This window comes from Pseudomonas sp. NFPP25 (assembly GCF_900116505.1).
In the GTDB taxonomy this organism is placed as follows: domain Bacteria; phylum Pseudomonadota; class Gammaproteobacteria; order Pseudomonadales; family Pseudomonadaceae; genus Aquipseudomonas; species Aquipseudomonas protegens.
Genome location: NZ_FPBG01000006.1, coordinates 433,627 through 457,487, shown reverse-complemented (window position 1 = coordinate 457,487; position 23,861 = coordinate 433,627). Strand labels below are relative to the sequence as shown.

The 23,861-nt window shown below is 56.9% G+C and carries 30 protein-coding genes; 17 read left to right on the top strand and 13 right to left on the bottom strand.

What is annotated here, in order from left to right:
- Nucleotides 1-132, bottom strand: a 132-nt coding sequence (locus BM382_RS25270; RefSeq protein ID WP_139238032.1) for a helix-turn-helix domain-containing protein, incomplete at its 3' end; no start/stop codon positions are given.
- Nucleotides 133-233: 101 nt separating this feature from the next.
- Between BM382_RS25270 and BM382_RS25265 the strand changes: the two genes are divergently transcribed.
- From BM382_RS25265 to BM382_RS25220, 9 genes are all read left to right on the top strand, one after another.
- Nucleotides 234-983 (top strand): XRE family transcriptional regulator, encoded by a 750-nt coding sequence (locus tag BM382_RS25265; protein WP_072444108.1) that lies wholly within the window; start codon nt 234-236, stop codon nt 981-983.
- Nucleotides 984-1,060: 77 nt separating this feature from the next.
- Entirely contained in the window at nt 1,061-1,240 is a 180-nt protein-coding gene (locus BM382_RS25260) for a hypothetical protein (RefSeq protein WP_072444110.1), read from the top strand.
- On the top strand, nt 1,237-1,821 hold the full coding sequence (locus tag BM382_RS25255; protein WP_072444112.1) for a hypothetical protein: 585 nt from the start codon (nt 1,237-1,239) through the stop codon (nt 1,819-1,821). Before BM382_RS25260 ends, BM382_RS25255 begins: the two co-directional genes overlap by 4 nt.
- Before the next feature lie 9 nt (nt 1,822-1,830).
- The gene (locus BM382_RS25250) at nt 1,831-2,115 is read left to right on the top strand and encodes a phage antirepressor KilAC domain-containing protein (RefSeq protein WP_072444114.1); all 285 of its coding nucleotides are present in this window, start codon (nt 1,831-1,833) and stop codon (nt 2,113-2,115) included.
- Between the two features lie 158 nt (nt 2,116-2,273).
- On the top strand, nt 2,274-2,600 hold the full coding sequence (locus tag BM382_RS25240; RefSeq protein WP_072444116.1) for a pyocin activator PrtN family protein: 327 nt from the start codon (nt 2,274-2,276) through the stop codon (nt 2,598-2,600).
- A 44-nt stretch (nt 2,601-2,644) separates the two neighbouring features.
- A complete protein-coding gene (locus tag BM382_RS25235; RefSeq protein ID WP_072444118.1) occupies nt 2,645-3,064 on the top strand; it encodes a hypothetical protein in 420 nt (139 codons plus the stop codon).
- A complete protein-coding gene (locus BM382_RS25230) occupies nt 3,061-3,282 on the top strand; it encodes a hypothetical protein (RefSeq protein WP_072444120.1) in 222 nt (73 codons plus the stop codon). Before BM382_RS25235 ends, BM382_RS25230 begins: the two co-directional genes overlap by 4 nt.
- Complete coding sequence (locus BM382_RS32000; protein ID WP_072444122.1) at nt 3,282-3,809, top strand: hypothetical protein; 528 nt, start codon at nt 3,282-3,284, stop codon at nt 3,807-3,809. The genes BM382_RS25230 and BM382_RS32000 overlap by 1 nt, the downstream gene beginning before the upstream one ends.
- Entirely contained in the window at nt 3,806-4,069 is a 264-nt protein-coding gene (locus BM382_RS25220) for a pyocin activator PrtN family protein (RefSeq protein WP_072444124.1), read from the top strand. Before BM382_RS32000 ends, BM382_RS25220 begins: the two co-directional genes overlap by 4 nt.
- 58 nt (nt 4,070-4,127) lie before the next feature.
- Here BM382_RS25220 and BM382_RS25215 read toward each other — a convergent pair whose 3' ends face one another.
- The 4 genes from BM382_RS25215 to BM382_RS25200 all read right to left on the bottom strand — a co-directional run bounded on the left by BM382_RS25215 (nt 4,128) and on the right by BM382_RS25200 (nt 9,590).
- The gene (locus tag BM382_RS25215) at nt 4,128-5,354 is read right to left on the bottom strand and encodes a PP_RS20740 family protein (protein ID WP_139187236.1); all 1,227 of its coding nucleotides are present in this window, start codon (nt 5,352-5,354) and stop codon (nt 4,128-4,130) included.
- A gap of 5 nt (nt 5,355-5,359) precedes the next feature.
- Complete coding sequence (locus BM382_RS25210; RefSeq protein WP_072444129.1) at nt 5,360-7,345, bottom strand: ATP-binding protein; 1,986 nt, start codon at nt 7,343-7,345, stop codon at nt 5,360-5,362.
- Between the two features lie 12 nt (nt 7,346-7,357).
- Complete coding sequence (locus tag BM382_RS25205) at nt 7,358-8,410, bottom strand: DNA cytosine methyltransferase (RefSeq protein WP_083541082.1); 1,053 nt, start codon at nt 8,408-8,410, stop codon at nt 7,358-7,360.
- Between the two features lie 85 nt (nt 8,411-8,495).
- Nucleotides 8,496-9,590: a site-specific integrase gene (locus tag BM382_RS25200; protein WP_072444133.1), complete on the bottom strand. Its 1,095-nt coding sequence runs from the start codon at nt 9,588-9,590 to the stop codon at nt 8,496-8,498.
- Nucleotides 9,591-9,692: 102 nt separating this feature from the next.
- Here BM382_RS25200 and dusA point away from each other — a divergent pair, with 102 nt between their 5' ends.
- Complete coding sequence (gene dusA / locus BM382_RS25195) at nt 9,693-10,712, top strand: tRNA dihydrouridine(20/20a) synthase DusA (protein WP_072444136.1); 1,020 nt, start codon at nt 9,693-9,695, stop codon at nt 10,710-10,712.
- Nucleotides 10,713-10,889: 177 nt separating this feature from the next.
- A complete protein-coding gene (tal, locus tag BM382_RS25190; protein ID WP_011060293.1) occupies nt 10,890-11,816 on the top strand; it encodes a transaldolase in 927 nt (308 codons plus the stop codon).
- A gap of 73 nt (nt 11,817-11,889) precedes the next feature.
- On the opposite strand, the gene rssC is transcribed toward tal, so the two are convergent.
- Both rssC and rssB read right to left on the bottom strand, forming a co-directional pair.
- Entirely contained in the window at nt 11,890-12,372 is a 483-nt protein-coding gene (gene rssC, locus BM382_RS25185) for an anti-sigma factor antagonist RssC (protein WP_003218919.1), read from the bottom strand.
- Nucleotides 12,369-13,553, bottom strand: a complete 1,185-nt coding sequence (gene rssB / locus BM382_RS25180) for a two-component system response regulator RssB (protein ID WP_026020041.1) — start codon at nt 13,551-13,553, stop codon at nt 12,369-12,371. Before rssB ends, rssC begins: the two co-directional genes overlap by 4 nt.
- 276 nt (nt 13,554-13,829) lie before the next feature.
- Here rssB and BM382_RS25175 point away from each other — a divergent pair, with 276 nt between their 5' ends.
- Nucleotides 13,830-14,129: a PilZ domain-containing protein gene (locus BM382_RS25175; RefSeq protein WP_011060291.1), complete on the top strand. Its 300-nt coding sequence runs from the start codon at nt 13,830-13,832 to the stop codon at nt 14,127-14,129.
- A 65-nt stretch (nt 14,130-14,194) separates the two neighbouring features.
- Here BM382_RS25175 and BM382_RS25170 read toward each other — a convergent pair whose 3' ends face one another.
- Nucleotides 14,195-14,881 carry an MlaA family lipoprotein gene (locus BM382_RS25170; protein ID WP_011060290.1) on the bottom strand — a complete coding sequence of 229 codons (687 nt, stop codon included), beginning with the start codon at nt 14,879-14,881 and terminating at the stop codon, nt 14,195-14,197.
- A 204-nt stretch (nt 14,882-15,085) separates the two neighbouring features.
- On the opposite strand from BM382_RS25170, the gene BM382_RS25165 reads away from it, so the two are divergent.
- Entirely contained in the window at nt 15,086-15,706 is a 621-nt protein-coding gene (locus BM382_RS25165) for an HAD superfamily inactivated hydrolase PcrP (RefSeq protein ID WP_072444138.1), read from the top strand.
- Between the two features lie 122 nt (nt 15,707-15,828).
- Entirely contained in the window at nt 15,829-16,092 is a 264-nt protein-coding gene (locus BM382_RS25160) for a DUF4404 family protein (protein WP_011060288.1), read from the top strand.
- Nucleotides 16,093-16,153: 61 nt separating this feature from the next.
- Here BM382_RS25160 and queF read toward each other — a convergent pair whose 3' ends face one another.
- Together queF and BM382_RS25150 are read right to left on the bottom strand one after the other, a co-directional pair.
- A complete protein-coding gene (gene queF / locus BM382_RS25155; protein ID WP_072444140.1) occupies nt 16,154-16,984 on the bottom strand; it encodes an NADPH-dependent 7-cyano-7-deazaguanine reductase QueF in 831 nt (276 codons plus the stop codon).
- A 68-nt stretch (nt 16,985-17,052) separates the two neighbouring features.
- Nucleotides 17,053-17,604, bottom strand: coding sequence for a copper-resistant cuproprotein CopI (locus BM382_RS25150; protein ID WP_019093682.1), 552 nt, complete (start codon nt 17,602-17,604; stop codon nt 17,053-17,055).
- A 157-nt stretch (nt 17,605-17,761) separates the two neighbouring features.
- On the opposite strand from BM382_RS25150, the gene BM382_RS25145 reads away from it, so the two are divergent.
- Nucleotides 17,762-18,442 carry a heavy metal response regulator transcription factor gene (locus BM382_RS25145; protein WP_041116967.1) on the top strand — a complete coding sequence of 227 codons (681 nt, stop codon included), beginning with the start codon at nt 17,762-17,764 and terminating at the stop codon, nt 18,440-18,442.
- Nucleotides 18,442-19,803, top strand: coding sequence for a heavy metal sensor histidine kinase (locus tag BM382_RS25140; RefSeq protein ID WP_072444142.1), 1,362 nt, complete (start codon nt 18,442-18,444; stop codon nt 19,801-19,803). The genes BM382_RS25145 and BM382_RS25140 overlap by 1 nt, the downstream gene beginning before the upstream one ends.
- A gap of 69 nt (nt 19,804-19,872) precedes the next feature.
- Here the strand turns inward: BM382_RS25140 and BM382_RS25135 are convergent, their stop codons facing one another.
- The 3 genes from BM382_RS25135 to BM382_RS25125 form a co-directional block, all read right to left on the bottom strand.
- Nucleotides 19,873-21,117, bottom strand: coding sequence for a lipoprotein-releasing ABC transporter permease subunit (locus tag BM382_RS25135; RefSeq protein ID WP_011060283.1), 1,245 nt, complete (start codon nt 21,115-21,117; stop codon nt 19,873-19,875).
- 71 nt (nt 21,118-21,188) lie between these two features.
- Nucleotides 21,189-21,872 (bottom strand): lipoprotein-releasing ABC transporter ATP-binding protein LolD, encoded by a 684-nt coding sequence (gene lolD / locus BM382_RS25130; RefSeq protein WP_015634822.1) that lies wholly within the window; start codon nt 21,870-21,872, stop codon nt 21,189-21,191.
- A 7-nt stretch (nt 21,873-21,879) separates the two neighbouring features.
- Nucleotides 21,880-23,130, bottom strand: a complete 1,251-nt coding sequence (locus BM382_RS25125; protein ID WP_047336178.1) for a lipoprotein-releasing ABC transporter permease subunit — start codon at nt 23,128-23,130, stop codon at nt 21,880-21,882.
- Between the two features lie 94 nt (nt 23,131-23,224).
- On the opposite strand from BM382_RS25125, the gene BM382_RS25120 reads away from it, so the two are divergent.
- The gene (locus BM382_RS25120) at nt 23,225-23,812 is read left to right on the top strand and encodes a PilZ domain-containing protein (protein ID WP_011060280.1); all 588 of its coding nucleotides are present in this window, start codon (nt 23,225-23,227) and stop codon (nt 23,810-23,812) included.
- Nucleotides 23,813-23,861 lie beyond the last annotated feature (49 nt).

Below are 23,861 nucleotides of genomic sequence, written 5' to 3'. Positions count from 1 at the left end.
ACACTCCGAAAGCCCAGCATTGCGCCGCCCGGCCTCGTAATTGCTAACACGCGTCTGCGTCCAACCAAGCTCAACCACCAAATCTCTTTGCCTAATACCTGCTTTCTCTCGGTGCTCAGCAATACGGTTCATAAGGGGTCTCCGATAACACGGGGCAATCTTAAGCACGAAACGTGAACTTTTCAACACGCAAAGTGTGAAAAATAAATTTCATATCGTGGTAAAAAAAGCACATGAACACACTAGGCAATCGCATCAAGCAATTAAGAAAGGCTACCGGCATGAGCCAACAGGCTCTTGCTCATGCCTGTGGGTGGGAGTCCCAATCTCGTATTGGCAATTATGAGAAAGGAACACGCCAACCTAATCTGCAAGATTTAGAAATACTTGCTACTGCCCTCGGGGTGTCATTACCCGACCTGGTAGCGGGCCGCGATCGATCCGAAATTGAATCGTTACCCGAGCACATCCAAGGCCGTGTTCGCTCTGAGGATCGAGCTGTCAGGGAGTTCGGCCGCTCTAGCGATAAAGGGCAGCCTGTAAGCAGCAATATAGGATGGGCAAAAGACGGGACAGTGCCCGTTACAGGCAATGCTCAGTTGGGTAATGAGGGCTATTTCGAAGAGCTCGCCCTGCCACCAGGACATGATGATGGATATCTGAATATCCACAGCGATGATCCTGATGCTTATGGGCTCAAAGTGACAGGCGACAGCATGTTGCCCCGAATAAAAAACGGGGAATTTGTCCTAATTGAGCCCAACAAAAGCTTTTACAGCGGTGATGAGGTGATGGTCCGAACCACATCGGGTAGAACAATGATCAAAGAGTTCATATACCTACGTGATGGGATGTACAGGCTCGACAGTATTAATGGTCTGCACGCCCCCATTCACGTGCCAAAAGAAGACGTTTTAGACATTCACCTTGTAGGGGGAATTTTGAAGTCATCACGCTTTCTCCATAATTCGGCCGACATTTAACCACACTGCGTATTGACATCGACAAACACATTACGTGATATTTGCCTCACTCTTCCACCACAGAGCGAGGCAATACCATGCACACCACCGCGACACTGCACGTCCATCCGGCATGTGCCAGAAACCCAAAACTGATCGAGCAGCTGCAATCCAACACCGGCTGCCTGGTTGTTCTTCACGACAGAAAACTTAAGCTCGTGGCAAAAAGCCGCAGACCCTCCCCCTTCGATCCGAACGGCGGAGGCAACGCGGCATGAGCAAATTCAGAGTCGACAACCGCACGCTGCAGTTGCTCAAGGCCCAGGTCAACCTGAGCGAAACCTTCCACCACACCCTGCGCAATTCACCACAGCGCACAGCGTTGAAGCTTCGGCTGAAGGTTGACCGCAGCCCGGCAGACACCACTTTTGTTATCGAGGTCGGCAGCGAACGCCACACGCTGACTCTGGCCAACGACAAGAAAGCCCACCTGAAGCTGGCTGACTTCATCGAAGAAATCGCCAACGGCCCAATCGATCCTAACGCCGAGCTGGCTCCACCACGGCACGCCGAGCGCGTGTTCGGAGCCTTCAGCGTCCAACAGCGCGAGCAGGTGTTTGGCGTGGTGTGCCTGGGTGGCTTCCTCGATCTGGATCTCGGGTTTGAACTGCCGATTCGTCTGGCTGTTCACCGCACGCGAACGCGCAGGGGCGTCACCATTATCCTGAGCATCGGCGTCAAAAGCCCACGAACCAAGTGTTTCACCGTCTCGGGCAGCGACGTGCAGATGTACCAGGACGTCTGCGAATCCATCCTTCACTTGGCAGCGCTGGCTACTCCCGCCGCGCACGCGGCTTAGGAGGTGGTCATGGAACGCAACCTTGAAAAGACCGCCAAGTACTTCGGCCTCACCCGTCCTGTCCTGATCAAGCTAATGCGCGAAAAGCACCTACTCACCGAACACAACCTGCCGGCCTTCCCGGTGCGGGATCGCGAGTACCTGCGCATTAAGGACGGCAGTTGGTACCACGACAGACTCGGCATGCAGTACAGCCAGTCAACACGGGTACGGCAGGCCGGCATCCCCTGGCTAGCCGAGCAACTGGGCCTCGCCCTGCCCGCCATCCCGGCAGACCGCCGTGACGTGGCCTAGGGAGTACGCCCGCCAGATCATTGCCTTACGGACCAAAGAGGAGCGCAACGCTGCGCTCCTTGAGGTACCCGAGCATCTGCGCGAGCTGACCAAAGCCCACTGCCTGATCACCTGGAACCACCCGAAACGCCGCCAACGCATGGAGAGCCAGCAAGCCAATGAGTAACGCCAACCAGACCCCGTTGCGCCTGATGCCAGCACCGGAAACCGCCACCGTCGAGCTGCTGTATCGCACCTTCGGCGATGTACTGATCCCGCTGGAAAAGATCCGCGTGCAGTACTTCCGCAACCTGAACGAACAGTCGTTTGCGGCCGAGATAAGCAGCGGCCGCATTCAACTGCCTATCACCACCCTAGACAACAGCCGCAAGGCCCCGAAGTACGCACACATCCGCCACGTTGCCGCACTGATCGACATCCGCGCCTACCGGGCAGATGAAGAACACGCCAAGCAACAGCACGACGCCAACGAGCACGACCAATAACCCAACGGCTGCCACCACCAGCCAAACCCACCGGAGCACACCACATGACCCATATACAGATCATTGCCCTGATCGGCCTGATACTCACCGTCGCCCTACTCTACTGGGCCGGTTACCTGATAGGCCGAAGCAATGGCCGAGAGGCCGGGATCGAGGAAGGCAAAGCATTTGCCGAAGCGGACAACGCGAGAGCTCTGCGCGAGCTGACAACCGCCCTCAAGTTCATGCGGGCCGATAACCAACGGCTTGCGGAACTCCACGAACGCCTGCAGGACAGCCAAACCCTCAAGCCAGCACATCGGAAGAGCTTACTGGCCATCGCAGATCTGCTGCGCATCGCCGCCGACACCTTCAGCGCCTTCAAAACAGGGAAAAAGCTCGAAAGAGACTCGCGCTCACTGCGCGATCAAGCCCTGGCCATGGCCGCCCTAGTGGAGCCAGCAGCACAGGAGAAAGCCGCATGAGCCGCCCACCCGTATTGCTACGCCTTACGCCACAGGCCGCCGGCGAGCTGCACCAGCAGTACCAGAAAGCCAACGCTGAACTGCGCGCCCTGACCCGCTACCGGAAAGAGTTTGAACGGCAGGTAAAGACCCTGATCGGGAGCGAGGCTTTCCGCCGGCTGCAGAAGAACACCGACAACGCGCTGTTACTGGCCGACCTGGCCAAGGAGGTCGCGTGATGGATCACAAGATCGAGACGCCAGAGAAAAGCGGCATGCAGGTCGAACAGATCCACCACCAGGGTAAGGCCGCTTTGCTCTGCAACGCCCGCAGAATCGCCACGCCTGTAAACAACAGCCTCTGCTGCGCAGCAGCAGGCATTACTACTCTTTGCTGCAGCACCAGCGAGGCGCTTACACCCCAGGAAAAGCTGCGCGAGGCAGTCAACCCTGATGCAAAGCTCATCACTCAGGAACGCCCGCCCGCGCAGCCTGTTGTGGGGTTTAAGCCCTCCCCTAACAGCGACGAACGAACCGAATACGAGAAAGAGTTACCGATACCAGAAGGACTGCAGAAATGTGCAAACCGCAACACGTACATTCGGACAACCGGGTCGAGCCCATCCAACACGTTCACCCGCAAGCATTACGCAGATAGAGCAAAATTCACAGCAAAGCTATGGCGAGCACGGAAGAGACCCATTTTAGATTCTCTGAGACTTAGCCACATCTCTCTGGCGATGAATACTCGGCAGGAGAGATCATGAACACACTCTTTTTACTGATGGCGCAGTATCAAGGACAAGCAGTCATACCAATCGGTCAAGTGTGTACCGACTACATGGGTTTGACGATTGAAAAATTCAAACTGAAGTGCTCATCTGGCGAGATAGATATACCAATTGTTCGATTGGGGGCAGAATCTCAGAAAGCAGCACTGGGCGTACATTTGGTGGATTTAGCAAACTACATTGATCAACAAAGAACGAAAGCCAAATCAGATCACGAGAAGCTAATGGGAAGATAACGACTGGCCTCTATAAGCAGGGTGTAGATTGAAACGTCTACACCCTGCTCTTACAGAACTAAGCGCGAACCGCTAATAGTTGCTTCACTTTAACGTGCTCGTCTCTAGCCCAAGCTTCATAGCTATCCACATCATATCGCGCGGACCTCATCAGATTTACAGATGAGCGAAGGACCTCTTCAAAAGCTTCATCATTTGCAAGGTACTGATCCACGTCTACAATCTTCGAGATCGAGTCAATGACGGATAAACGACATTTACTTATTGTGGTATCGGCATCTTCGCTATTTAGATTAACACCACCAGCCAGACCAAAAGCATCAAGCGCCTTCGTCGGCATCTTCGTACACCAAAATCCGAAAGAGATCATATCGCACGTCGATTCCGGATCGAGCAATACGTTGTAGCCGAACAATTTCAGCATCTTCGACTTGTATGCAGGAGTCTCAGCCGTCAAGGCGCTCAAAACCCATTTACCGATCCCTGCACTAACCAAATTATTAAAAGAAGCCGGGCCAACTTTAGATTTATCTATTCGCCGACCAACCAGTACACCTTCACCGAAAACTTTCAGGTCATTACACCTATCATAAACAGCCTGATCAATATCAAAAATATCTTCCAAAACCTTCACAAAACGCTCAAAAGTCTCGGCATGCACCATATCTCGATTTGTGCGGGTAGTAATGAAAAACAACCAATCCTCAGTGCGGTTATCTGCTTGATACCTCAACAGCTCAAACAAGGCTTTATAGTAGTTACTTTCATTCTCTTTAGGAGGGGACTCCAAAAAGCTCCCACACAAATCAATATTAATCACATCGTACGTAGATGCCTGCTTAATAACTTTCTGATAAGCAATTGAATTTCTATTCGACAAGCGCTCTAACTGATCGCGATATACATCGGATGAGGGATCTATATATTTCAGACCGCGCAGTTCATCCAGAGATATAAGCTGATCCATTGTTGACTCTTTATCCTCAACCGCAATGGCGTTAAGGCCGGTAAACCTAATACTAACCTCCTTATCCGCACAAGCAGTATAAAGTGATCGCACATCAAGCAGGTCTGGCCCAGGAAGGCTGAGGTACTCCAACGACCTTGCCTTAGCTTTAAGATCCAATGCATCAACGAGACTAACTATCACACTATTCCACTGATTGTTTCTAATGTATTGCTTCCTCGGCTTATGCCAAGGTAAAAACTTTGTCTTTAAAGAAACTTTGGCATGAGCAACATCATCATAACCAAGATCTGACTCCAGCTCGTCACCGCGATCCATGCCTATCATTTCTTAATATCCAAGAGAAAGATTTTACCAATAGCACTTATAAGCTTCTCTACTTCCGAAGGACTCAAACTCGATAACAGACCATATGATTCTAGAATATTAGCGACGGCGACAAGTTTTTCCTCATGCAGCCCCATCCTCGCCTTTTCTGTGCTAGTGACCGGTCGAGCCGAGGAGAACACAACACTTCGATCGACACTTACCGACCCCGGCTCATCCAAAAGCGAAGGCTGCTCACCTTTTACCGATGAATAAAAACTAACTTTTTTAGTCTCTGTAAAATACTCGACTATGGAGTTTATGTTCGCCTTAATCTCATCAATTTTCGCTTTATTCTTTACTGTTGCATCATCCTTATTCAGAGCCTTACTTTTGCTCATGAATTGTCTGAGCGCATTATGCATCCACTTTTTTAAATACTGATAATGCGGGTGAGCAATATTAAAAGATTCACGATCAATATTTAAAGCAGAGTCAAGACCTTTTACCGCAAAAACCTCACCGGTAAGCTGTCGCAACCTCGTCTGCTCCGAAATTTGATATTCCAAAAACGATTTATCAAAAAGAGTTCCATTGGCGCCATTGATGCGAATTAGACAGCCATTATGCTCCAGCGGAACAACTTTATGATTCCAGAGCATGTAGTATTCAAATTCAAGCTCGCCGCCCCTGTAGCTCTCAGGGACGCTGCTTAGCGAGGGGTTAGCACTACCCACAAACATGAGCTGGCCCTTCTTTCTATCCGCCTCTCCTGCGATAGAAATTGGCCTACGCAACTCTACATCGTCAATAATTACCAAAAACGGAAGTTCACTTTCAGTGCGCTTAGCCGAGAAACCCAGTTTAGACTCGATTGTTTCAGACTCCGTCAGCTCAACCTTTGTCGCTGCAGTGCCTCGCCCCCCATTGCTAATCAAATAGACATCAACATTGTCGGACGCTTTAACGTCAAAAGGGTGCTTTTCGATATATTGGACTGGAACCGAAAGACTAATCGACCATATCATTCTCAGATACTCGTCCAAACATTCCTTCAGCTTTACATTACCTCGCTTCGCGTCTACCGTCAGCTGAGTAACTTCCGATACAAGCTTTTTAAACCGATCTAAAGGCCTATCGACAGGCAACCAAGGCAGTTTTGCCGTAGTAATGAGTTTCTCGGAGTCGGCAGGGTCAACTTCACCAATATGAAAGTCTGGAACCCGAGGCAACTCTTTTAACTCTTCCTCAAGGTCAAACTCTACTTCCTCAGCCTCGTCTTCGCCCTCACCTGCTTGACGCTCATACTGTATTGCATTCCAAAGTAGTTTAGACTGCAAGCTTTCTCGAACAAAAGGACGCACTTTAAGTAACGTAATTTCCGTTCCAGAATGCTCAATATCTTCGGCCGGTACGTATGTAATTTCAGCCTTACCCGTTACATAGGTATCTTCATCGATATCAGCAACAACCTCGGACTGAGGACGTAGAATAATGTCGCAAACCAGGCGCTTATTAGCACCTTTGATCTTCGAAACGATGACAATATGATGGGTAATTTGCGATACAGAAAACAAACCGATGCCTAGTTTACCGATCAATCGCCGCCCGCCGGGGCTTAAATTCTTATCAGCCTCACTAGTTACATCGTGAAACTTACCATCTTTACTACGCTTTAAACTACCGCCGATATTACAGATAATGTGCGCCAAGGTATTTTCATCTAAACCATGACCATTGTCTCGAACAACTATTTTTGAAAATCGTGGAGCATCAGTAAAAACCCTGACCTCTGTCGCATCTGCATCATATGAGTTCGCGATTAACTCGCGCAGCGCTGAAGCGGGCTCTCGATAGATGCCGTCTGTGATTCTAGCAAAAACACGCTCATTAGTTTTTAACGTCGCCACAACAGGCTCGTCGTAAAACTTCGTTTTCGATAATTGCTCCCGAAGCTCTAACTCTTCTTCGGAAAAGTTACTTTTTCTACCGAGGTCTTCCATAACCGTCTCGTCCTACAATACTTGTTCCATGATGGATTGTGCTATTCTTTCCGCGACCGGAGGTGGTACAGCATTGGAAACCTGTTTGACTTGCTGACTCATGTTTCCCTCCAGGACATATTTGAAAGGGAAACCTTGCAGCCGCATAGCCTCATAAATACTTAGACGACGCTTACCATTTGGATGCACGTGTATCTCACGATTTCCATAGGCCACGGTTCTACTTGGTTTCCTCCAATCCAATTGAATAAATGAACGTCCGCCGACGGGCATCACACCAGTTTCAAATCGCTTTGATTTCGGCTGGGATGTCCAATGATTCTGATGATACGGAATCGACTCTGCAACCAACTTGCTAGACAGATAAACGGGATCGGGCAAATCCCTAATGACGTCACCAACGACTTTCTCCTTCAAAGGAGATGGCGCTGGAAATTTAAATTCACTAACACTAGAGCTCTTACACACACCAACTATAAATAGACGCCGGCGAGCTTGAGCCACTTGGTAGTTACTGGCATTCAGTTCTTGCTCATAAATATTAAAGTTTTGCGAAAGTTCTTTACGCAACCCTTCCAAAAAACTTTTATTCTTCTGAGCCCGTATCTCCGGCACGTTTTCAAACACGAAAAACTTCAAGCCAAATTTTTCATAAAACGAATTTACGATAGCTGCATATTTGAGCGCCAATTGATTTCGTGGATCTTCTGCATGACGCCCAACATTGCCGCGAGAAAAGCCCTGACAAGGAGGCCCGCCAATAATTCCGGAAATTTCCGGATTCTCACCACATGCTTCAACGATAGAATCGCATAGCTGCTCTACAGTTGTGGCCAACAAATCAACGACGCGCCCAAGATTGCCAGGATGATTTCTATTGTATGTTTTGATTGCCGCTACGTCATAATCAGCCGCATAGCAAACTTCAAAACCAGCGTTGGTAAATCCTAGATCGAGGCCACCCGCGCCACAAAATAAACTGACAACTTTATGTGAATTAGATGAGGGACCATTGCCTTCAGTCTTCTTTTTTACTATAGCCATATCAGCGACTGAAGCTTCCATTAAAAAACCTACTCAAAAATTATGGACTTATACCACATTCAGCAGAGGCACTCAATTCAACACATTGAGATCTATGCACTTAAAATCACGACTGAATTATTGCTTTAAGCCAGGCCCAGTCTTTGTAAACGTCACCCCGGCCGCGTAAATGCGTATACCTTCGGAGCGAGTTCCAGTCTCGATGCCCCGACACACTCGACACCCGCGGAATGTCCCAGCCCATCTCAAAGAGCCGACTCACCCCTTCGTGTCGCAAATCATGGAAATGCAGATCTTCAATCCCAAGCATCGGGCACGCTCGCGTAAAGGACGCCGAGACCGACTTGGCGTTATAAGGAAAAATCTCCCTCGCAACTCTGGGCATGCTGTGCAGAATCGCCCTGGCCTCATCAGGTAGATGACACCACACGTCATTACCAATCTTCTGTCCGGGGTTTTTCATGTCCCGCACCAGGACGGCCTGTCGAGACTCATCGAGATCGTCCCAGCGAATCCGCGTGATTTCTTCCTGCCGGCGTGTCGAGAAGATGGCGAAAGCGATCATCTTCGGCATATTGATGTGAGCCTTGCGACGCGCCTGCATTTCGAAGAAATGTGCCATAAGCTTATCCAGCTCTTCCAGCGTAGGCCGACGGTTGCGCTCCTTACTCTTGCTGACCATGCCGAGCTTGCGTAGCACTTTACGAGCGTCAGGCATAGCCAGCGGATCTACCTGATAGCCCCAAGCCGGCCGCGCTACGGATAACACTGCCCCCAAATGCGACAAGTCGTTACCAACCGTCTGCGCCTGCACGCCACCACCCTCATGCCCCATCCGCCACTGAGCAAACTCCACCAACTTCTGACTGGTGAGTACCGAATCGTCGAGATCGCCCAGCCAGGTATCCTTGATTGCATTCAAGGTGGCACGCTTTGTCTTCCCTAACGGCCGGATCTTCTCGTACTCATCCAGGTACTGCTCGATCATCCTTCTGATAGTCATCCCTTTCCTACTGGCTCGCTCAATAGCACCCGGCTGGGCTAACTCAGTCTCCCGGCGCTTGATCCATGCCTGAGCGACCTGCTTACGGTCGAAGGTTTGGCTTTCCTGATAAACTGTCTTGCCATCCCGATTGATCCGAATTTGCGCCGTGTAGGCTGTCGAGTTGTCCTTGCGCTTACGTGCTGTGATCGTGCCCATTTCCAGTTGCTACATTGCCGATATCGATTGCTACATTGTAGTAACCAACCCCGAAAAACAAGGAAAAATGGGCAAAAACCGTTGTATAAAAGATCAGTATCAATGAACCTCGAAAAACCTGAAGCACCCGTAAATATTAGCTCTTACCGTTCCGAGCCGTCTCGCCGCTTCAGTGTGGCGCCGATGATGGATTGGACGGACCGTCACTGCCGATTCTTCCTGCGCCTACTGTCCAAGCACACCTTGCTCTACACCGAAATGGTCACCACGGGTGCGCTGCTCAATGGTGATCACGAGCGCTTCCTGCGCTACCACCCGTCCGAGCACCCTCTGGCGTTGCAACTGGGGGGCAGCACGCCGGCGGATCTCGCGGCGTGCGCGCGCATGGCCCAGGAGCATGGCTACGATGAGGTCAACCTCAACGTCGGTTGCCCCAGCGACCGGGTGCAGAACAACATGATCGGTGCCTGCCTGATGGGCCATCCGGCGCTGGTGGCCGATTGCGTGAAAGCCATGCGCGATGCGGTGTCGATTCCCGTGACGGTCAAGCATCGGATCGGTATCAACGGGCGCGACAGTTATGCCGAGCTATGCGATTTCGTCGGCCAGGTCATGGAAGCCGGGTGCAGCAGCTTTACCGTGCACGCACGAATCGCCATTCTCGAAGGCCTCTCGCCCAAGGAGAACCGGGACATTCCCCCGCTGCGCTACGACGTGGCGGCGCAATTGAAGGCGGATTTCCCACAGCTGGAAATCATCCTCAACGGTGGGATCAAGACCCTCGAGGACTGTCATGAACATCTGCAGACTTTCGATGGGGTGATGCTGGGCCGTGAGGCCTATCACAACCCCTATCTGCTGGCCGAGGTAGACCAGCAGCTGTTTGGCAGCACTGAGCCGGTGATTTCCCGGGCCGAGGCGCTGGCCCGGTTGCGCCCCTATATTGCCGAGCACCTGGCTGCCGGTGGCGCCATGCACCACATCACGCGCCATGTCCTAGGGCTGGGCACGGGCTTCCCCGGTGCTCGTAAGTTCCGCCAGCTGTTGTCGGTGGATATCCACAAGACCCAGGATCCGCTGGCCCTGCTGGATCAGGCCGGACAGTTGCTGGAAGGACGTTAAGCGTCGGCCGGGTTGAACCTGGCCGGGCTTTTGGCATCGTATCTACTGGACAGTGCCCCACCATTCAAACGACTGTTTTCAGGTCACGGACTTTGGGGCCGTAGTTAGCATTCCGCGCCCTTGAGCGCCTGACAGCGCTCGGGTAATGTCGTCAGACCCATAGGACAGAGCACGCTCATGACTTCCAAGCTGGAACAACTGAAGAAAATCACCACCGTAGTGGCCGATACCGGTGACTTCGACGCCATCGCCCGGGTCAAGCCGGTGGATGCCACCACCAACCCTTCGCTGCTGCTCAAGGCTGCGGCCATCCCGGGTTATGCCGATCTGCTGAATGCCTGCGTCAACGACTGCAAAGGCGATGTCGGCCTGGCCAGCGACCGTTTCGGCGTGGCTGTCGGCCAGGAGATTCTCAAGGTCATTCCGGGCCGTATTTCCACTGAGGTGGATGCCCGCCTGTCGTTCGATACCGAAGCCATGCTCAAGCGCGCCCATCGGCTGATCGAGCTGTATGACAAGGCCGGCATCGGCCGTGATCGGGTGCTGATCAAGATCGCCTCTACCTGGGAAGGCATCCGCGCCGCCGAAAAGCTGGAGCGCGAAGGCATCCAGACCAACCTCACCCTGCTGTTTTCCTTCGCCCAGGCCGTGGCCTGCGCCGAAGCCGGGGTGTTTCTGATTTCGCCATTCGTAGGGCGGATCTACGACTGGTACAAGAAGGCTACCGGCAACGACTATCAGGGCGCTGACGATCCGGGCGTGCAGTCGGTTACCCGCATCTACAACTACTACAAGGCCAATGACTACAAGACCGTGGTCATGGGGGCAAGCTTCCGCAACCTCAACCAGATCGAGCAACTGGCCGGCTGCGATCGCCTGACCATCAGCCCGGATCTGATTGAGAAGCTGGCCGCCGACACCGGCAAGCTGGAACGCAAGCTGAGCCCGGGCAAGACCGGTGAAGCTCGCCAGAGCCTGAACGAAGCACAGTTCCGCTGGGCTTCCAACGAAGACGCCATGGCCACCGAAAAGCTGGCTGAAGGCATCCGCCAGTTCGCCCGCGACCAGGAAAAGCTCGAAGCCCTGCTGGCTGCCAAGCTCTGATCGCTTCGCGTCAACGCAAAAAGGGCGAACCCTCACAGGTTCGCCCTTTTTTGTGCGCTAGCGTTTCAGTCGATCAGTGACGCTCCAGGGCATTCACCAGATCGTGAAAGGCTTCACGGTTGGAGTCATTAAGGCCCATGAGGATCTTGTGCGCCTCCAGGACCTTGACCCGTACCACTTCTTCCGACTGGTCCTGGGACGGCAGGTCGGTCAGGCATTCCGGGCAGGGAATCGGGCGATCGACAATGTTGAACACCTGATCGAAGCCCATGGACTGCAACAGCCTGGTAATGTCTTCGTGGGTGGTGACGACGGTGGGCAACAGACCGACTTTCTGCCGCGACAGGATCGAGAGCTTGGCCAGCAGGCCCAGGGTGGTGCTGTCGATGCTGCGGGTTTCTGTCAGATCGATCACGATCGCCGAAAAATTCAGCGCGGTGAAAATCCGCTCAATAGTCGCATCCAGCGCCGAACACAGGGTCAGGCGCACTTCACCGACGAACTTCAGGACGAAGGTGCCATCCTGCTCGGCGAACTGGATTCTACCGGTACTCATTGAAGATTCCTGCTCAACACTAACAGGGCGATATCATCCGGCATCTCCCCTAGCGTGGCCAATCCAAAAACTTGCCGCAAGCCATCCAGGCTGCCGCCCGCTGCCCTCACCCGTTCGGGCAAGGCTGCTTCTTTCTCTTTGAGTGTAGGCTCGGGCAAAAGGTCCAGGATGCCATCGGACATCAGCGTCAGGCTGAACACCGGCGGCAGCTCCAGAATGTGGTCTTCGTAGGTGGCCTCGTTGAACAGGCCCACCGGCAAACCACGCCCTTCCAGATAACGCACACTGTCGGGGGTGTACAACACCGGCAACGGCAAGTGCCCGCCAATGCTATAGGTCAACAAGCCAGTCTCCTCGTCGATGACTCCACCGACCATCGTGACGTGTTTGCCCAGCTTACAACTGATCAGGCCACGGTTGATATGGCCTAGCACTTCCGAAGGCTTGAACTCCGGCAAGGTGCCATTGCGCTTGGACTCGAACAGCAAACGGGTGGTCATGAACTTCAACAGCACGGTGACAAAGGCCGACGACGCACCATGACCGGAAACATCCGCCAGGTAGAAGGCCACCCGGCGCTCGTCGACACGGAAATAGTCGACAAAATCACCCGACAGGTACAACGACGGGATGATCTGGTGGGCAAAGTTGAATTCGTCAATCGACCAGGGGCTGGTCGGCAGCATGTTCATCTGCACCTGTCGACCGGCGTTCTGGTCTTCCTGGAGCAGATTGAGGCTGGCTTCGAGCTCGCGGTTGGCGGCTTCAAGCTTCTCTCTGTAACGCTGGTTTTCCAGCAACAGGCGAGCACGATCCAGGGCGCGGCGCACCGAGTGCTCGAGCACGGCCAGATCTTCCAGTGGCTTGATCAGGTAGTCCGCCGCGCCCAGGCGCAGGGCTTCAACCGCATCGTTCATGACGCCCGCACCCGAAACCACGATCACCGGGGTTTGCGGGGACAGTTCGGTCACTTGACGGATAAGCTCGAGACCGCCCATCTGCGGCATGCGCAGATCGCAGATCACCAGATCGGGGTTGTCGCGCTCGAATACCTGAAGACCCTGCTGGCCGTTAGCGGCCTGCAGTACGCTGAAGCCACTGTCTTCCAAATAGGCCGCGAGGCTCGCGCGCACTACTTCGTCGTCATCGATTATCAGCAGCGTGGCACTGGTTTTTTGCATGTGGGCAAACGGCGCCAGAATTAGGTTGGCGTAGGTGCTCTGGCCTGGGGCCTGAGGCACGCTACTGGATTCGCTTTCTAGCCACTCTGCAAGCCCGGCCAGGACCTTGAGCCCTGCACGCCCGACCATCAGAGGTGCCCTTCTAAGGCGCAGACGGTACTCCCATCCGCGGGGCGTTTCAAGCTCATGCCGATGGTCGCCTGACGTCTTTACACCGCAAATCACCGGGAGTTATAAAAACCGCTAAAACCGCAACTCAATCGCAGGATGGAACCCATGAACCAAAACCAGCGTGACTACAGCGAAAAGCGCGATTACATCCGCATGCGGGTGGATGCAGAGGTCACGCTGATCCATCAGGGGCAGGTGATCGAAGCGGTCTGCATCGATCTTTCCAGCAGCGGCATGCAGGTACAGGCACCACGTTCGTTCCAGGTCGGCGATCAGTTGAGTGTACGTATCGACTCAGAGCACGCAGCCCTCAGGGGGCTGGAAGCAGAGACAGAAGTGGTATGGGTCAACCCACAAGAAGGTGGCGGCCAGAAACTTGGACTTACAATCCTTAAAATGAAGTAAAGATTCCAACCCATGAAAAAGGCGGCCATCAGGCCGCCTTTTCAGTTTGTGCAGGACAGTCGAGCTTAGAAGTCGTCTTCGACCTTGCCGTCCTTGATCTTGAATTCGCGATTTTGCAGATAGGCATTGCGAATGAAGGTGTATTTGTCACCGCGAATCAGCTTGTCCGCCGAGAGCAGGCTGGCACGGGTATCGACGACATCCACACCCATGGTGATGTTGCGCGCGGGGATGTCATTCATGTAGCGGTAGGGTTCGGTGTAGCTGTCGACATACTTGGCCGGCGCATCACGCAGGGTGCTTGGCCCCAGCAACGGCAGCATCACGTAGGGACCGCTGCCCACGCCCCAATGACCGAGGGTCTGGCCGAAGTCTTCGTCATTGCGCTGCAGGCCCATCTTGGTACCGACATCAAAGAAGCCCGCCAGGCCCAGGGTGGTGTTCATCAACAGTCGCGCAGTGTCGACACCGGCAGCACCAGGTTTGGCCTGGAGGATGTCATTGGCGAGGTTGCCGACATCACCGATGTTGCGAAACATGTTGTGGATGCCATCTTCCAGAAACTGCGGAGTGACGGCCTGATAGCCCTGTGCCAGAGGCTTCAGGGCATAAGTATCCAGCGTATCGTTGAAGGTGAAGATGGGACGGTTGATGCTTTCCCATGGATCATCTTCGGCCGCCTGGGCAACCAGGGGAGCCAGCGTCACACCGGCACTCATACATAGTGGAACTAGATAACGGCTCCAGCGCATAGCAGGAAACTCCTTCGATTGTTCTCTCGTGGGGCTATGCCCTGAGGATAAGTTCAGGAGTATAAAGCGGATATGCCGGTTTAGGCAGCATCACCGCAAACCGTCTTCAGTCAGGGTTCAGCCAACCTTGCTGCCATTCACCGTACTGTCACCTGCATGTCATGTTCTGCCGCTAGCCTCCAAGGGTATTTCAAGGACGCTGACATGCCCCACGCCGACGCCTCAGTGCAACCCGCCCGCCCATTGACTGCCGTACTCTTCGGCCTCAGTGGCTGCCTGGTGGATTTCGGCGCGCGGATGCGCCAGCAAGCCACGGACAAACCTGATCCGGAGCAAGCCCAAGCCACACCTGGCGCACTGGAAACGCTGCGGCGCCTGCATCAGCAAGGCATCCCCTGCGCCTGGCTGGAGCAACTGCTCCCCGCCAGTAGCCGCCAATTGGCTGCCGTCCTGCCGGACTGGATCACGCCGGCACCTCACTCCCCCGCCCCCTGGCCCGCACCCGATGCCTGCTGGCAGGCGCTGATGGCGCTCAACGTTAAAGGCATCGACGGCTGTGTCCTAGTCAGCGGCGAACCCCAACTGCTGCAGTCGGGCCTCAATGCCGGCCTCTGGACCATCGGCCTGGCCTCTTGCGGCTCCCTGTGCGGCATGACCCCCAGCGAATGGCAGACCCTGAGCCAGCAAGAACGGGAATTCAAGCGTGGCAAGGCCACGGTGCAGCTCTTCGGCCTGGGGGTGCATTCGGTCATCGACCATCTGGGGGAGTTGAACACCTGCCTGGCGGACATCGAACTGCGCCGGCTCAAGGGTGAAAAACCCTGACATAAGCCTGTTGATCAGGATCATGCACAGCGCCTGGGAGTGGATTACTCTAAGCCGTGGGCATGGACCTTTGGCTCGACAGCGCGGTCCATCCCTGTGCCTATCAATAAAGGGAGAACGCCATGCCTGCCCGCGAACTGCAAGAACAACTCGACACCCTGCGCGAGCAATTGGAACAGAACCCACCGCTTTCCGAAGCCGAGCGCAACAATCTGCAAGAACTGATGCAGCAGATCGAACTGCAACTCAAACTGGAGACCGGCACCCAGGACGCCAGCCTCGCCGACGGCGTCAATCTGGCCGTGGAACGCTTCGAACTGGAACACCCGGCGATTGCCGGAACCCTGCGCAATATCGTCCAGACCCTGGGCAACATCGGCATCTGAGCAACCCCCAGTAGCCAACCCCACAAAGCAAAAGCCCCGCTCTCGGAGCGGGGCTTTGCTTTTACTGGCGTACCAACCGGTGATTGGCGAAATCCGCGGTTTCGGTACTGCGGTAAGGGTTGATATCCAACCCACCGCGGCGCACATAACGCGCATACACGGTGAGTCTCTCCGGCTTGAGCAAGCGTTGCAGGTCGAGAAAGATCCGCTCCACGCACTGTTCGTGAAAGTCCGAGTGCTGGCGGAAGCTCACCAGATAGGCCAGCAGGCTGGCGTGATCCAGAGCCGCGCCCCGGTATTGCACCACCACGCTGCCCCAGTCCGGCTGGCTGGTTACCGGGCAGTTGGACTTGAGCAGATGACTGTGCACGCTCTCCTCCACCACGCGCGAAGCATCGCAGCGCAGCAGTTCGGGGCGCGGGTACTCATAGCTGTCGACACTGATATCCAGATCATCGATACACACCCCAGGCAGCGCCACCACGCCTTCGGCCTCGACCTCCTGCAGGCTGCGGATCCGCACGCCTACCGGCTTGCCGGCAGCAGCCGACAGATCAGTGCGCAAGGTGGCCTCAACGGTCGCCCGATCATCGAACGGCGTCTGGTTCAGCGAATTGAGGTACAGCTTGAACGACTTGGATTCGATGATGTTCGGCGAATCGGCGGGAATGCTGAACTCACCGATAGCCACTACCGGCTTACCCGACGGCAGCAGCCAGGACAACTCGAAGCAGTTCCAGTAGTCCACGCCCTTATAAGGAAGGGTATCGGCACTCAAGCCCAGCTCGGCCCATTTTGCCGCCCGGGGAATCGGGAACAGCAAGGACGGGGTGTAAGTGGAGACGTATTCACTGGACTTGCCCAGCGGCGAATGTTCGGCTGCGGGATGCATGGCGGAAACCTGACTGAAGAATCAGCGGATTCTATCAGCCTTTGCTCCCGCCTTTGAGCCCCGGATGCCTATGGGGTGACCGTCAGCTTGCCCACCATCCCGGCCTGGTAGTGCCCTGGAATGTTGCAGGCGAACTCCAGGTTGCCGCTCTTGCTGAAGGTCCAGGTCAGTTCGGCCTGCTTGCCCGGCTCCACTAGCACGCTGTTGGGATCGTCATGCTGCATGCCATGGTCCATGCCTGCCATTGAGCCGTGGCCCATGGCTCCATGATCCATCGCCTTCATGCCGGTCGGGGTGAGCATGCCGCTCTGCTGCATCTTGAGCATTTCCTGCTGGTGCTCGGCATGCATGGCCGCGTTGCCCAGATTGAACTCGTGCAGCAACTGCCCCTTGTTGATCAGCACGAATCGCACCGTCTCGCCGGCCTTGATCTCCAGGGCCTTGGGATTGAACGACATGTCCCCCATCACCACCTCGACACTGCGAGTGGCCTTGGCCGCAGGCGCCGGCTGGCCAAAATCGTAAGAGCCGGCCGGCGAGGCCCAGAGCGGTGCGCTCAACAGCATCAGGCAGCCCCCCAGGATCGACCGGCTTCGCCACAACAGGTTTTGCATACTCATCATCAGACTCCAACAAGATCGGGATTCAGCCTGTGGCACACTCTAGAGCCCTGCCGCTGCCAGCCAGCTGACATGCAGATTACAACTTTGTCAGCTTGCACTGCCCTGGCCTGCTGCACGGTATAAAGCCCGGGTTCCAACCGCCACGAGTCCCACCATGAAACTGCTGATCGTCGAAGACCAACCCAAAACCGGCCACTACCTGCGCCAGGGCCTGAGCGAGGCCGGCTTCAACGCCGAACTGGTGGCCGACGGCAGCACCGGCCAGCACCTGGCCCTGACCGGCGACTACGCTCTGCTGATTCTCGACGTGATGCTGCCGGGTCGCGACGGCTGGCAGATCCTCCAGGCGGTGCGCAGCGCCGGGCTGGAGATGCCGGTACTGTTCCTCACCGCCCGGGATGCCGTGCAAGACCGGGTGCACGGCCTGGAACTGGGGGCCGACGACTACCTGGTCAAGCCTTTTGCCTTCTCCGAACTGCTGGCCCGGGTCCGCAGCCTGCTGCGCCGGGGCAGCGCCGTGGCCCAGGAAACCAGCCTGCAACTGGCAGACCTGCGCCTGGACCTGATCCGCCGCCGGGTAGAACGCGGCAGCCAGCGCATCGACCTGACCGCCAAGGAATTCGCCCTGCTGGAAATGCTCCTGCGGCGCCAGGGCGAAGTCCTGCCCAAGTCGCTGATTGCCTCCCAGGTCTGGGACATGAATTTCGACAGCGATACCAACGTCATCGAAGTAGCCATCCGCCGCCTGCGCCTGAAGATCGACGACGATTTCCCGAACAAACTGATCCATACCGTACGCGGCATGGGCTACGTGCTCGAAGAGCGCCAGGCCTGATGCGCCGCCTGTCCCTGAGCGGGCGCCTGGCGCTGCTGTTCGCCGCCTGCACCGCAGTGGTCTCATTGTTGGCGGGGGTGTTGTTCAGCCGCGCCAGCGAAGCCCATTTCATCGAACTGGATCAGCAACTGCTGGACGGCAAGCTGCTGGCCCTGCGCAGCGCCTTGCAGGATGTCAACGAGGCCGGGGACTTCCCCCCGCGCCAGGCCAGGCTGCAGGACGAACTGAGCCACCAGCCGGACCTGCAGCTACGAGTCGGCGACGTCAATGGCCAGCTCTGGTTCGACAGCGCCCCCGGCCTGCCCGCCTCTCTGCCTGGCGGTGCCGGCCTGCGCAGCCTGGAGCAGGCCGGCACCGCCTACCGGCTCTACACAGCAGCGCTGAACCCCGGCCAGGCGGCCTCGCCGCAATTGACCCTGATCCTCGACATCACCCATCACCAGCACTTTCTGCAGCGCATGCAACACCTGATCTGGCTCACCGTGGGCCTCTCGGCCCTGGCCACTGCCCTGCTCGGCGCCTGGGCCGCCCGCAGCGGCCTGCGCCCGTTGCGGCGCATGGGCGCGGTGGCCGCCGGGGTCTCCGCCAGTTCCCTGACCCAGCGCCTGCCCCAGGAACAGATGCCCGCCGAGCTGGCGGAACTGGCCAGCAGCTTCAACGCCATGCTGGGCCGTCTTGAAGAGTCGTTTCAGCGCCTCTCGGCATTTTCCGCCGACATCGCCCACGAACTGCGCACCCCTTTGTCGAACCTGCTGACCCACACCCAGGTCACCCTGACCCGCCCCCGGCCGCTGGAGGACTATCGCGAAGCCCTGCACAGCAACCTGGAGGAGCTGCAATGGATGGCGCAACTGGTCAACGACATGCTGTACCTGGCCAAGGCCGACCACGGCTTGCTTACACCCAGGCGCGAAGCGCTGGAGCTGGCCCAGGAAACCGACATGCTGCTGGAGTTCTATGGCCCCCTGGCCGAAGACGCACAGATCGAACTAACCCGTGAAGGCCAGGCCGGCTTTGCCGGGGACCGCAGCATGCTGCGCCGGGCGTTGTCCAACCTGCTGGACAATGCCCTGCGCTTCACTCCGGCCGGGGGCGCGGTCAAGGTGCGCATCAACGAAAGTGCCGAGCACCTGAGCCTGAGCATCGAGAATACCGGCGAAGGGATCGCCCAGGATGTACTGCCACGCCTGTTCGACCGTTTCTACCGGGCCGACCCGGCACGGCGCGAAGGCAGCAGTGAACATGCGGGGTTGGGGCTGGCGATCACTCAGTCGATCATTCGTGCCCACGGCGGGCAGATCCGATGCGAATCGGCAGCGGGCTGGACCCGTTTCGTGATCGAGTTGCCAAGGCAGGATTGAAGGACTGTTCGCCGGCCAGCCGGCTCCTGCACCAATCGGACAGGAGCCGGCGGCCGGCGAAGGCGGGTCTCAGGAGTAGCGCAAAGCGTGGGCCGGCTCGACCTTGGACGCGCGCCAGGCCGGATACACGGTCGCCAGGAAGCTCAGAACGAAGCCGGCACCACAGATAAGCACCACGTCGCCGCCCTGCAGTTCAGAAGGCAGGTTACTGACGAAATACACATCGGAGCTGAAGATCTGCTGGCCGCTGATTCTTTCCAGCCAGCCCACCAGCTCACTCACGTTCAGCGCCGCGATTACCCCCAGCACCCCGCCGATCAGGGTGCCGACGATACCGATCACCGTCCCCTGGACCATGAAGATCGCCATGATCTGCCGTGGTGTGGCGCCGATGGTGCGCAGGATCGCGATGTCCGCCCCCTTGTCATTCACCACCATGATCAAGGTGGCGATGATGTTGAACGCCGCCACCGCCACGATCATCAGCAGCAACAGGCCGATCATGGTCTTTTCCATCTTCATCGCGCTGAACAGGCTGCCCTGGGTGTGGGTCCAGTCATCGGCGCGGAAGTCCGCCCCCAGGCCCTTGGCGATATCCGCCGAGACCTTTGGCGCGGCATACAGGTCCTTGACCGCCAGGCGCACGCTCTGCACCTGGTTCGGCTGCCAGTGCTGCATTTCTGCAGCATCGGCCACATGGATCAGGCCCATGGAGCCATCCAGCTCGGCCCCCACCTTGAACACCCCAACCACGTTGAGGCGTTGCATGCGCGGGGTGATCCCCCCCGGTGCAGTGCTCACTTCAGGCACGATCAGGGTCAGCTTGTCGCCGACGTTCAGGCGAAAGCGCCGGGCCGTGATCTCGCCGATCACCACGCCGAACTCGCCAGGTTTCAGGTCTTGCAGGCTGCCCTGGACAATATGCTGGGCAACGATGGACACCTTGCCTTCCTGGGCCGGATCGATGCCGCTGATCTGGATCGGCTGCATCGCCCCCTTGTAGGAGAGCATGCCCTCCATCTCGGTAAAGGGCACCGCGGCGGTGACTTCCGGATTCTTCAGGGCCGCCGCGGCCACCGGCTGCCAGTCATCGATGGGCTTGACCCCAACGATAGTGGCGTGGGGCACCATGCCGAGGATGCGCGAGCTCATTTCCCGCTGGAAGCCGTTCATCACCGACAGCACCACGATCATCGCCAACACGCCCAGGGCGAGGCCGATCATCGAGGTCATGGAAATGAACGAGACAAAACGATTGCGCCGCTTGGCGCGGGTGTAGCGCGTGCCGATAAAGATCGATAAAGGTCTGAACATGGGCAAGGCACCCTGGAAAGATTAATGACCCGGCATCGACAGCCCAGCCGCCGACGCCGTGTGCGGGCGCATCAGATGGCGACCAGGTGACCTTCTTGCAGGTGCAGTACGCGGTCCATCTGTCGAGCCAGGTTCATGTCGTGGGTCACCACCAGGAAGGCGGTGCGCATCGAGGTACTGAGCTCCAGCATCAGGTCCTGAATTCCCTGGGCCGTGTGCGAGTCGAGGTTGCCGGTGGGCTCATCGAGCATCACCAGCCCCGGCTTGTTCACCAGCGCCCGGGCAATGGCCACCCTCTGGCGCTCGCCACCGGACAACTCGGCCGGTTTGTGCTCCAGCCGATGGCCGAGCCCGACCCGCTCCAGCAGCGCGGTGGCACGCTGACGGGCTTCCGGGATCGGCGTGCGGCCAATCAGCAGCGGCATGCAGACGTTCTCCAGCGCGGTGAACTCCGGCAGCAGGTGGTGGAACTGGTAGACGAAACCCAGGGCGCGGTTGCGCAACTGGCCGCGGGCCTTCTCGCCCAGCGCCGAAAGCTCCTCGCCCGCCAGCCAGACGCTGCCCTTGGATGGCGTATCCAGGCCGCCCAGCAGGTTGAGCAAGGTACTCTTGCCCGAGCCGGAAGTGCCGACGATGGCCACTCGCTCACCCGGGTGCAGCTCCAGTTGCAGGCCAGACAGGACCACCACCGATTCCGGGCCTTCCTCATAGGACTTGCCCAGGTCGCGGCAGCTCAGGATTGCTTTTTCACTCATGCCCAACTCACTCATAACGTAGCGCCTCCGCAGGCTGGGTGCGCGCCGCACGCCAGGCTGGATACAGGGTGGCGAGGAAACTCAGGACCAATGCCGCGCCGCAGACCATCAACACATCCTCGGCCATCAGTTGCGACGGCAGGTAGTCGATGAAATACACGTCGGCATTCAGGAATTTGTGGCCGATCAGGCCTTCAAGGGCAGAAATCGCGGCACTCACGTTCAGCGCCGCCAGCATCCCCAGCACAGCACCGATCAAGGTGCCGACCACGCCGATCACCGTGCCCTGGACCATGAAGATTGCCATGATGGTTCCCGGCGTCGCCCCCAGGGTGCGGAGAATGGCGATATCGCCCTTCTTGTCGTTCACCACCATCACCAGGGTCGAGATGATGTTGAACGCGGCCACCGCGACGATCAGCAGCAGCAACAGGCCGATCATGGCTTTTTCCATGCGGATGGCCTGGTACAGGTTGCCGTGGGTACGGGTCCAGTCGCGGGCGTAATAGTGGTTCTCACCCAGCTGCTGGGCGATTTCCCAGGCGGTGCGCGGGGCCTGGAACAGGTCGTCGAACTTCAGCCGCAGGCCTTGTACCTGATCCGCCTTCCAGCGGTGCAGGCGACCCAGGTCCTGGAGGTTGGTCAGGCCCAGGTAGCCGTCGATCTCGCCGGCGCCGACATGGAAGATGCCCACCACGGTAAAACGCTTCATCCGTGGGAACATCCCGGCCGGGGTCACCGTGACTTCCGGGGCGACGAAGGTCAGCTTGTCTCCCAGGCCGACACCCAGCTTGGTTGCCGCCTTGTCACCAATGACAATGCCGAAGCTACCGGGCGCCAGCGCGTCCAACTGCCCCTGCTGCATGAAGTGGTCGATGATCGACACCTGCCGCTCCTGCTCAGGGTCGATGGCATTGAGCAGCACCTTCTGCACCTGGCCATTGTTGGTCAACAGGCCCTGCATCTGGGTGAACGGCGCCACCGCCAGCACTTTGGGGTTCTGCCTGACCTTGTCGGCCAGGCTTTGCCAGTCGCTGATGGGTTCGCCGGATTCGATGGTGGCGTGGGGCACCATGCCCAGCACGCGGGTGCGCATCTCATGATCGAAGCCGTTCATCACCGACAGCACCACGATCATCACGATCACGCCAAGGGCGAGTCCGATCATCGAAGTCAGGGAAATGAATGACACAAAATGATTGCGACGCTTTGCACGGGTGTAACGCGTGCCGATAAAAGCAAACAGAGGTCTGAACATGTCGGGGCTTGTGCAGAGGAAAAGAAGACGTCCTTGTGGCGGGGCCTGGTAAGCAGCTTTACACTCAGACCACTGCCTCTACCATGGGTTCGCCATGTCGACATTAGATGAAGAAGATCGCCGCGAATACTACCGTATCGAGGACACGATCGCACTGGAAATTAGCCCCTTGTCCGCCCTCGACGCGGCGAGCAAGGAAGTGTTGCAGGATGAGTCCCCACTGTTCAATCTGCTCAGTGAACTGCACCTGAGCGAATTCGAATCCCAGCATCTGCTGCGCCAGGTCAGCGAGCGCGATCGCACCCTGGCCAGCTACCTCAAGGCCATGAACAAACGCATCGACCTGCTCAGCCAGGTGGTGGCGCAAACGGTGTTCGGCAAGTTCGGCGAGCCGCAGCGGGTCATTCTGTCCGAGGGCGGCATCGAATTCAGCCATCACCAGTGCTACCCAACCGGCAGCCATCTGGCGGTGAAGCTGTTGCTGATGCCGCAGGCCCTGGGCCTGCTGCTGCGGGCCAAGGTCACCCACTGCGAGCCCCAGAGCTTTGGCACCTTCGAGATCGGCACCGAGTTCGAAGCATTGACCGATGCCCAACGCCAGCTGCTGGCGCGCTATATCCTGCAGAAACAGGCCCAGCAACGCCGCCAGGCCCGGGAGCAGAGCGACCCCGCCGCCGGCTGAGCAGTACGCCCGACCCTCTCTTAAGGAACAACATCCGTGAAGGAGCAAT

Coding starts and splice junctions, on each gene's coding strand:
- BM382_RS25265 (WP_072444108.1), top strand. CDS start 234: ATGAACACACTAGGCAATCGCATCAAGCAATTAAGAAAGGCTACCGGC.
- BM382_RS25260 (WP_072444110.1), top strand. CDS start 1,061: ATGCACACCACCGCGACACTGCACGTCCATCCGGCATGTGCCAGAAAC.
- BM382_RS25255 (WP_072444112.1), top strand. CDS start 1,237: ATGAGCAAATTCAGAGTCGACAACCGCACGCTGCAGTTGCTCAAGGCC.
- BM382_RS25250 (WP_072444114.1), top strand. CDS start 1,831: ATGGAACGCAACCTTGAAAAGACCGCCAAGTACTTCGGCCTCACCCGT.
- BM382_RS25240 (WP_072444116.1), top strand. CDS start 2,274: ATGAGTAACGCCAACCAGACCCCGTTGCGCCTGATGCCAGCACCGGAA.
- BM382_RS25235 (WP_072444118.1), top strand. CDS start 2,645: ATGACCCATATACAGATCATTGCCCTGATCGGCCTGATACTCACCGTC.
- BM382_RS25230 (WP_072444120.1), top strand. CDS start 3,061: ATGAGCCGCCCACCCGTATTGCTACGCCTTACGCCACAGGCCGCCGGC.
- BM382_RS32000 (WP_072444122.1), top strand. CDS start 3,282: ATGGATCACAAGATCGAGACGCCAGAGAAAAGCGGCATGCAGGTCGAA.
- BM382_RS25220 (WP_072444124.1), top strand. CDS start 3,806: ATGAACACACTCTTTTTACTGATGGCGCAGTATCAAGGACAAGCAGTC.
- BM382_RS25215 (WP_139187236.1), bottom strand. CDS start 5,354: ATGGATCGCGGTGACGAGCTGGAGTCAGATCTTGGTTATGATGATGTT.
- BM382_RS25210 (WP_072444129.1), bottom strand. CDS start 7,345: ATGGAAGACCTCGGTAGAAAAAGTAACTTTTCCGAAGAAGAGTTAGAG.
- BM382_RS25205 (WP_083541082.1), bottom strand. CDS start 8,410: ATGGAAGCTTCAGTCGCTGATATGGCTATAGTAAAAAAGAAGACTGAA.
- BM382_RS25200 (WP_072444133.1), bottom strand. CDS start 9,590: ATGGGCACGATCACAGCACGTAAGCGCAAGGACAACTCGACAGCCTAC.
- dusA (WP_072444136.1), top strand. CDS start 9,693: ATGAACCTCGAAAAACCTGAAGCACCCGTAAATATTAGCTCTTACCGT.
- tal (WP_011060293.1), top strand. CDS start 10,890: ATGACTTCCAAGCTGGAACAACTGAAGAAAATCACCACCGTAGTGGCC.
- rssC (WP_003218919.1), bottom strand. CDS start 12,372: ATGAGTACCGGTAGAATCCAGTTCGCCGAGCAGGATGGCACCTTCGTC.
- rssB (WP_026020041.1), bottom strand. CDS start 13,553: ATGCAAAAAACCAGTGCCACGCTGCTGATAATCGATGACGACGAAGTA.
- BM382_RS25175 (WP_011060291.1), top strand. CDS start 13,830: ATGAACCAAAACCAGCGTGACTACAGCGAAAAGCGCGATTACATCCGC.
- BM382_RS25170 (WP_011060290.1), bottom strand. CDS start 14,881: ATGCGCTGGAGCCGTTATCTAGTTCCACTATGTATGAGTGCCGGTGTG.
- BM382_RS25165 (WP_072444138.1), top strand. CDS start 15,086: ATGCCCCACGCCGACGCCTCAGTGCAACCCGCCCGCCCATTGACTGCC.
- BM382_RS25160 (WP_011060288.1), top strand. CDS start 15,829: ATGCCTGCCCGCGAACTGCAAGAACAACTCGACACCCTGCGCGAGCAA.
- queF (WP_072444140.1), bottom strand. CDS start 16,984: ATGCATCCCGCAGCCGAACATTCGCCGCTGGGCAAGTCCAGTGAATAC.
- BM382_RS25150 (WP_019093682.1), bottom strand. CDS start 17,604: ATGAGTATGCAAAACCTGTTGTGGCGAAGCCGGTCGATCCTGGGGGGC.
- BM382_RS25145 (WP_041116967.1), top strand. CDS start 17,762: ATGAAACTGCTGATCGTCGAAGACCAACCCAAAACCGGCCACTACCTG.
- BM382_RS25140 (WP_072444142.1), top strand. CDS start 18,442: ATGCGCCGCCTGTCCCTGAGCGGGCGCCTGGCGCTGCTGTTCGCCGCC.
- BM382_RS25135 (WP_011060283.1), bottom strand. CDS start 21,117: ATGTTCAGACCTTTATCGATCTTTATCGGCACGCGCTACACCCGCGCC.
- lolD (WP_015634822.1), bottom strand. CDS start 21,872: ATGAGTGAAAAAGCAATCCTGAGCTGCCGCGACCTGGGCAAGTCCTAT.
- BM382_RS25125 (WP_047336178.1), bottom strand. CDS start 23,130: ATGTTCAGACCTCTGTTTGCTTTTATCGGCACGCGTTACACCCGTGCA.
- BM382_RS25120 (WP_011060280.1), top strand. CDS start 23,225: ATGTCGACATTAGATGAAGAAGATCGCCGCGAATACTACCGTATCGAG.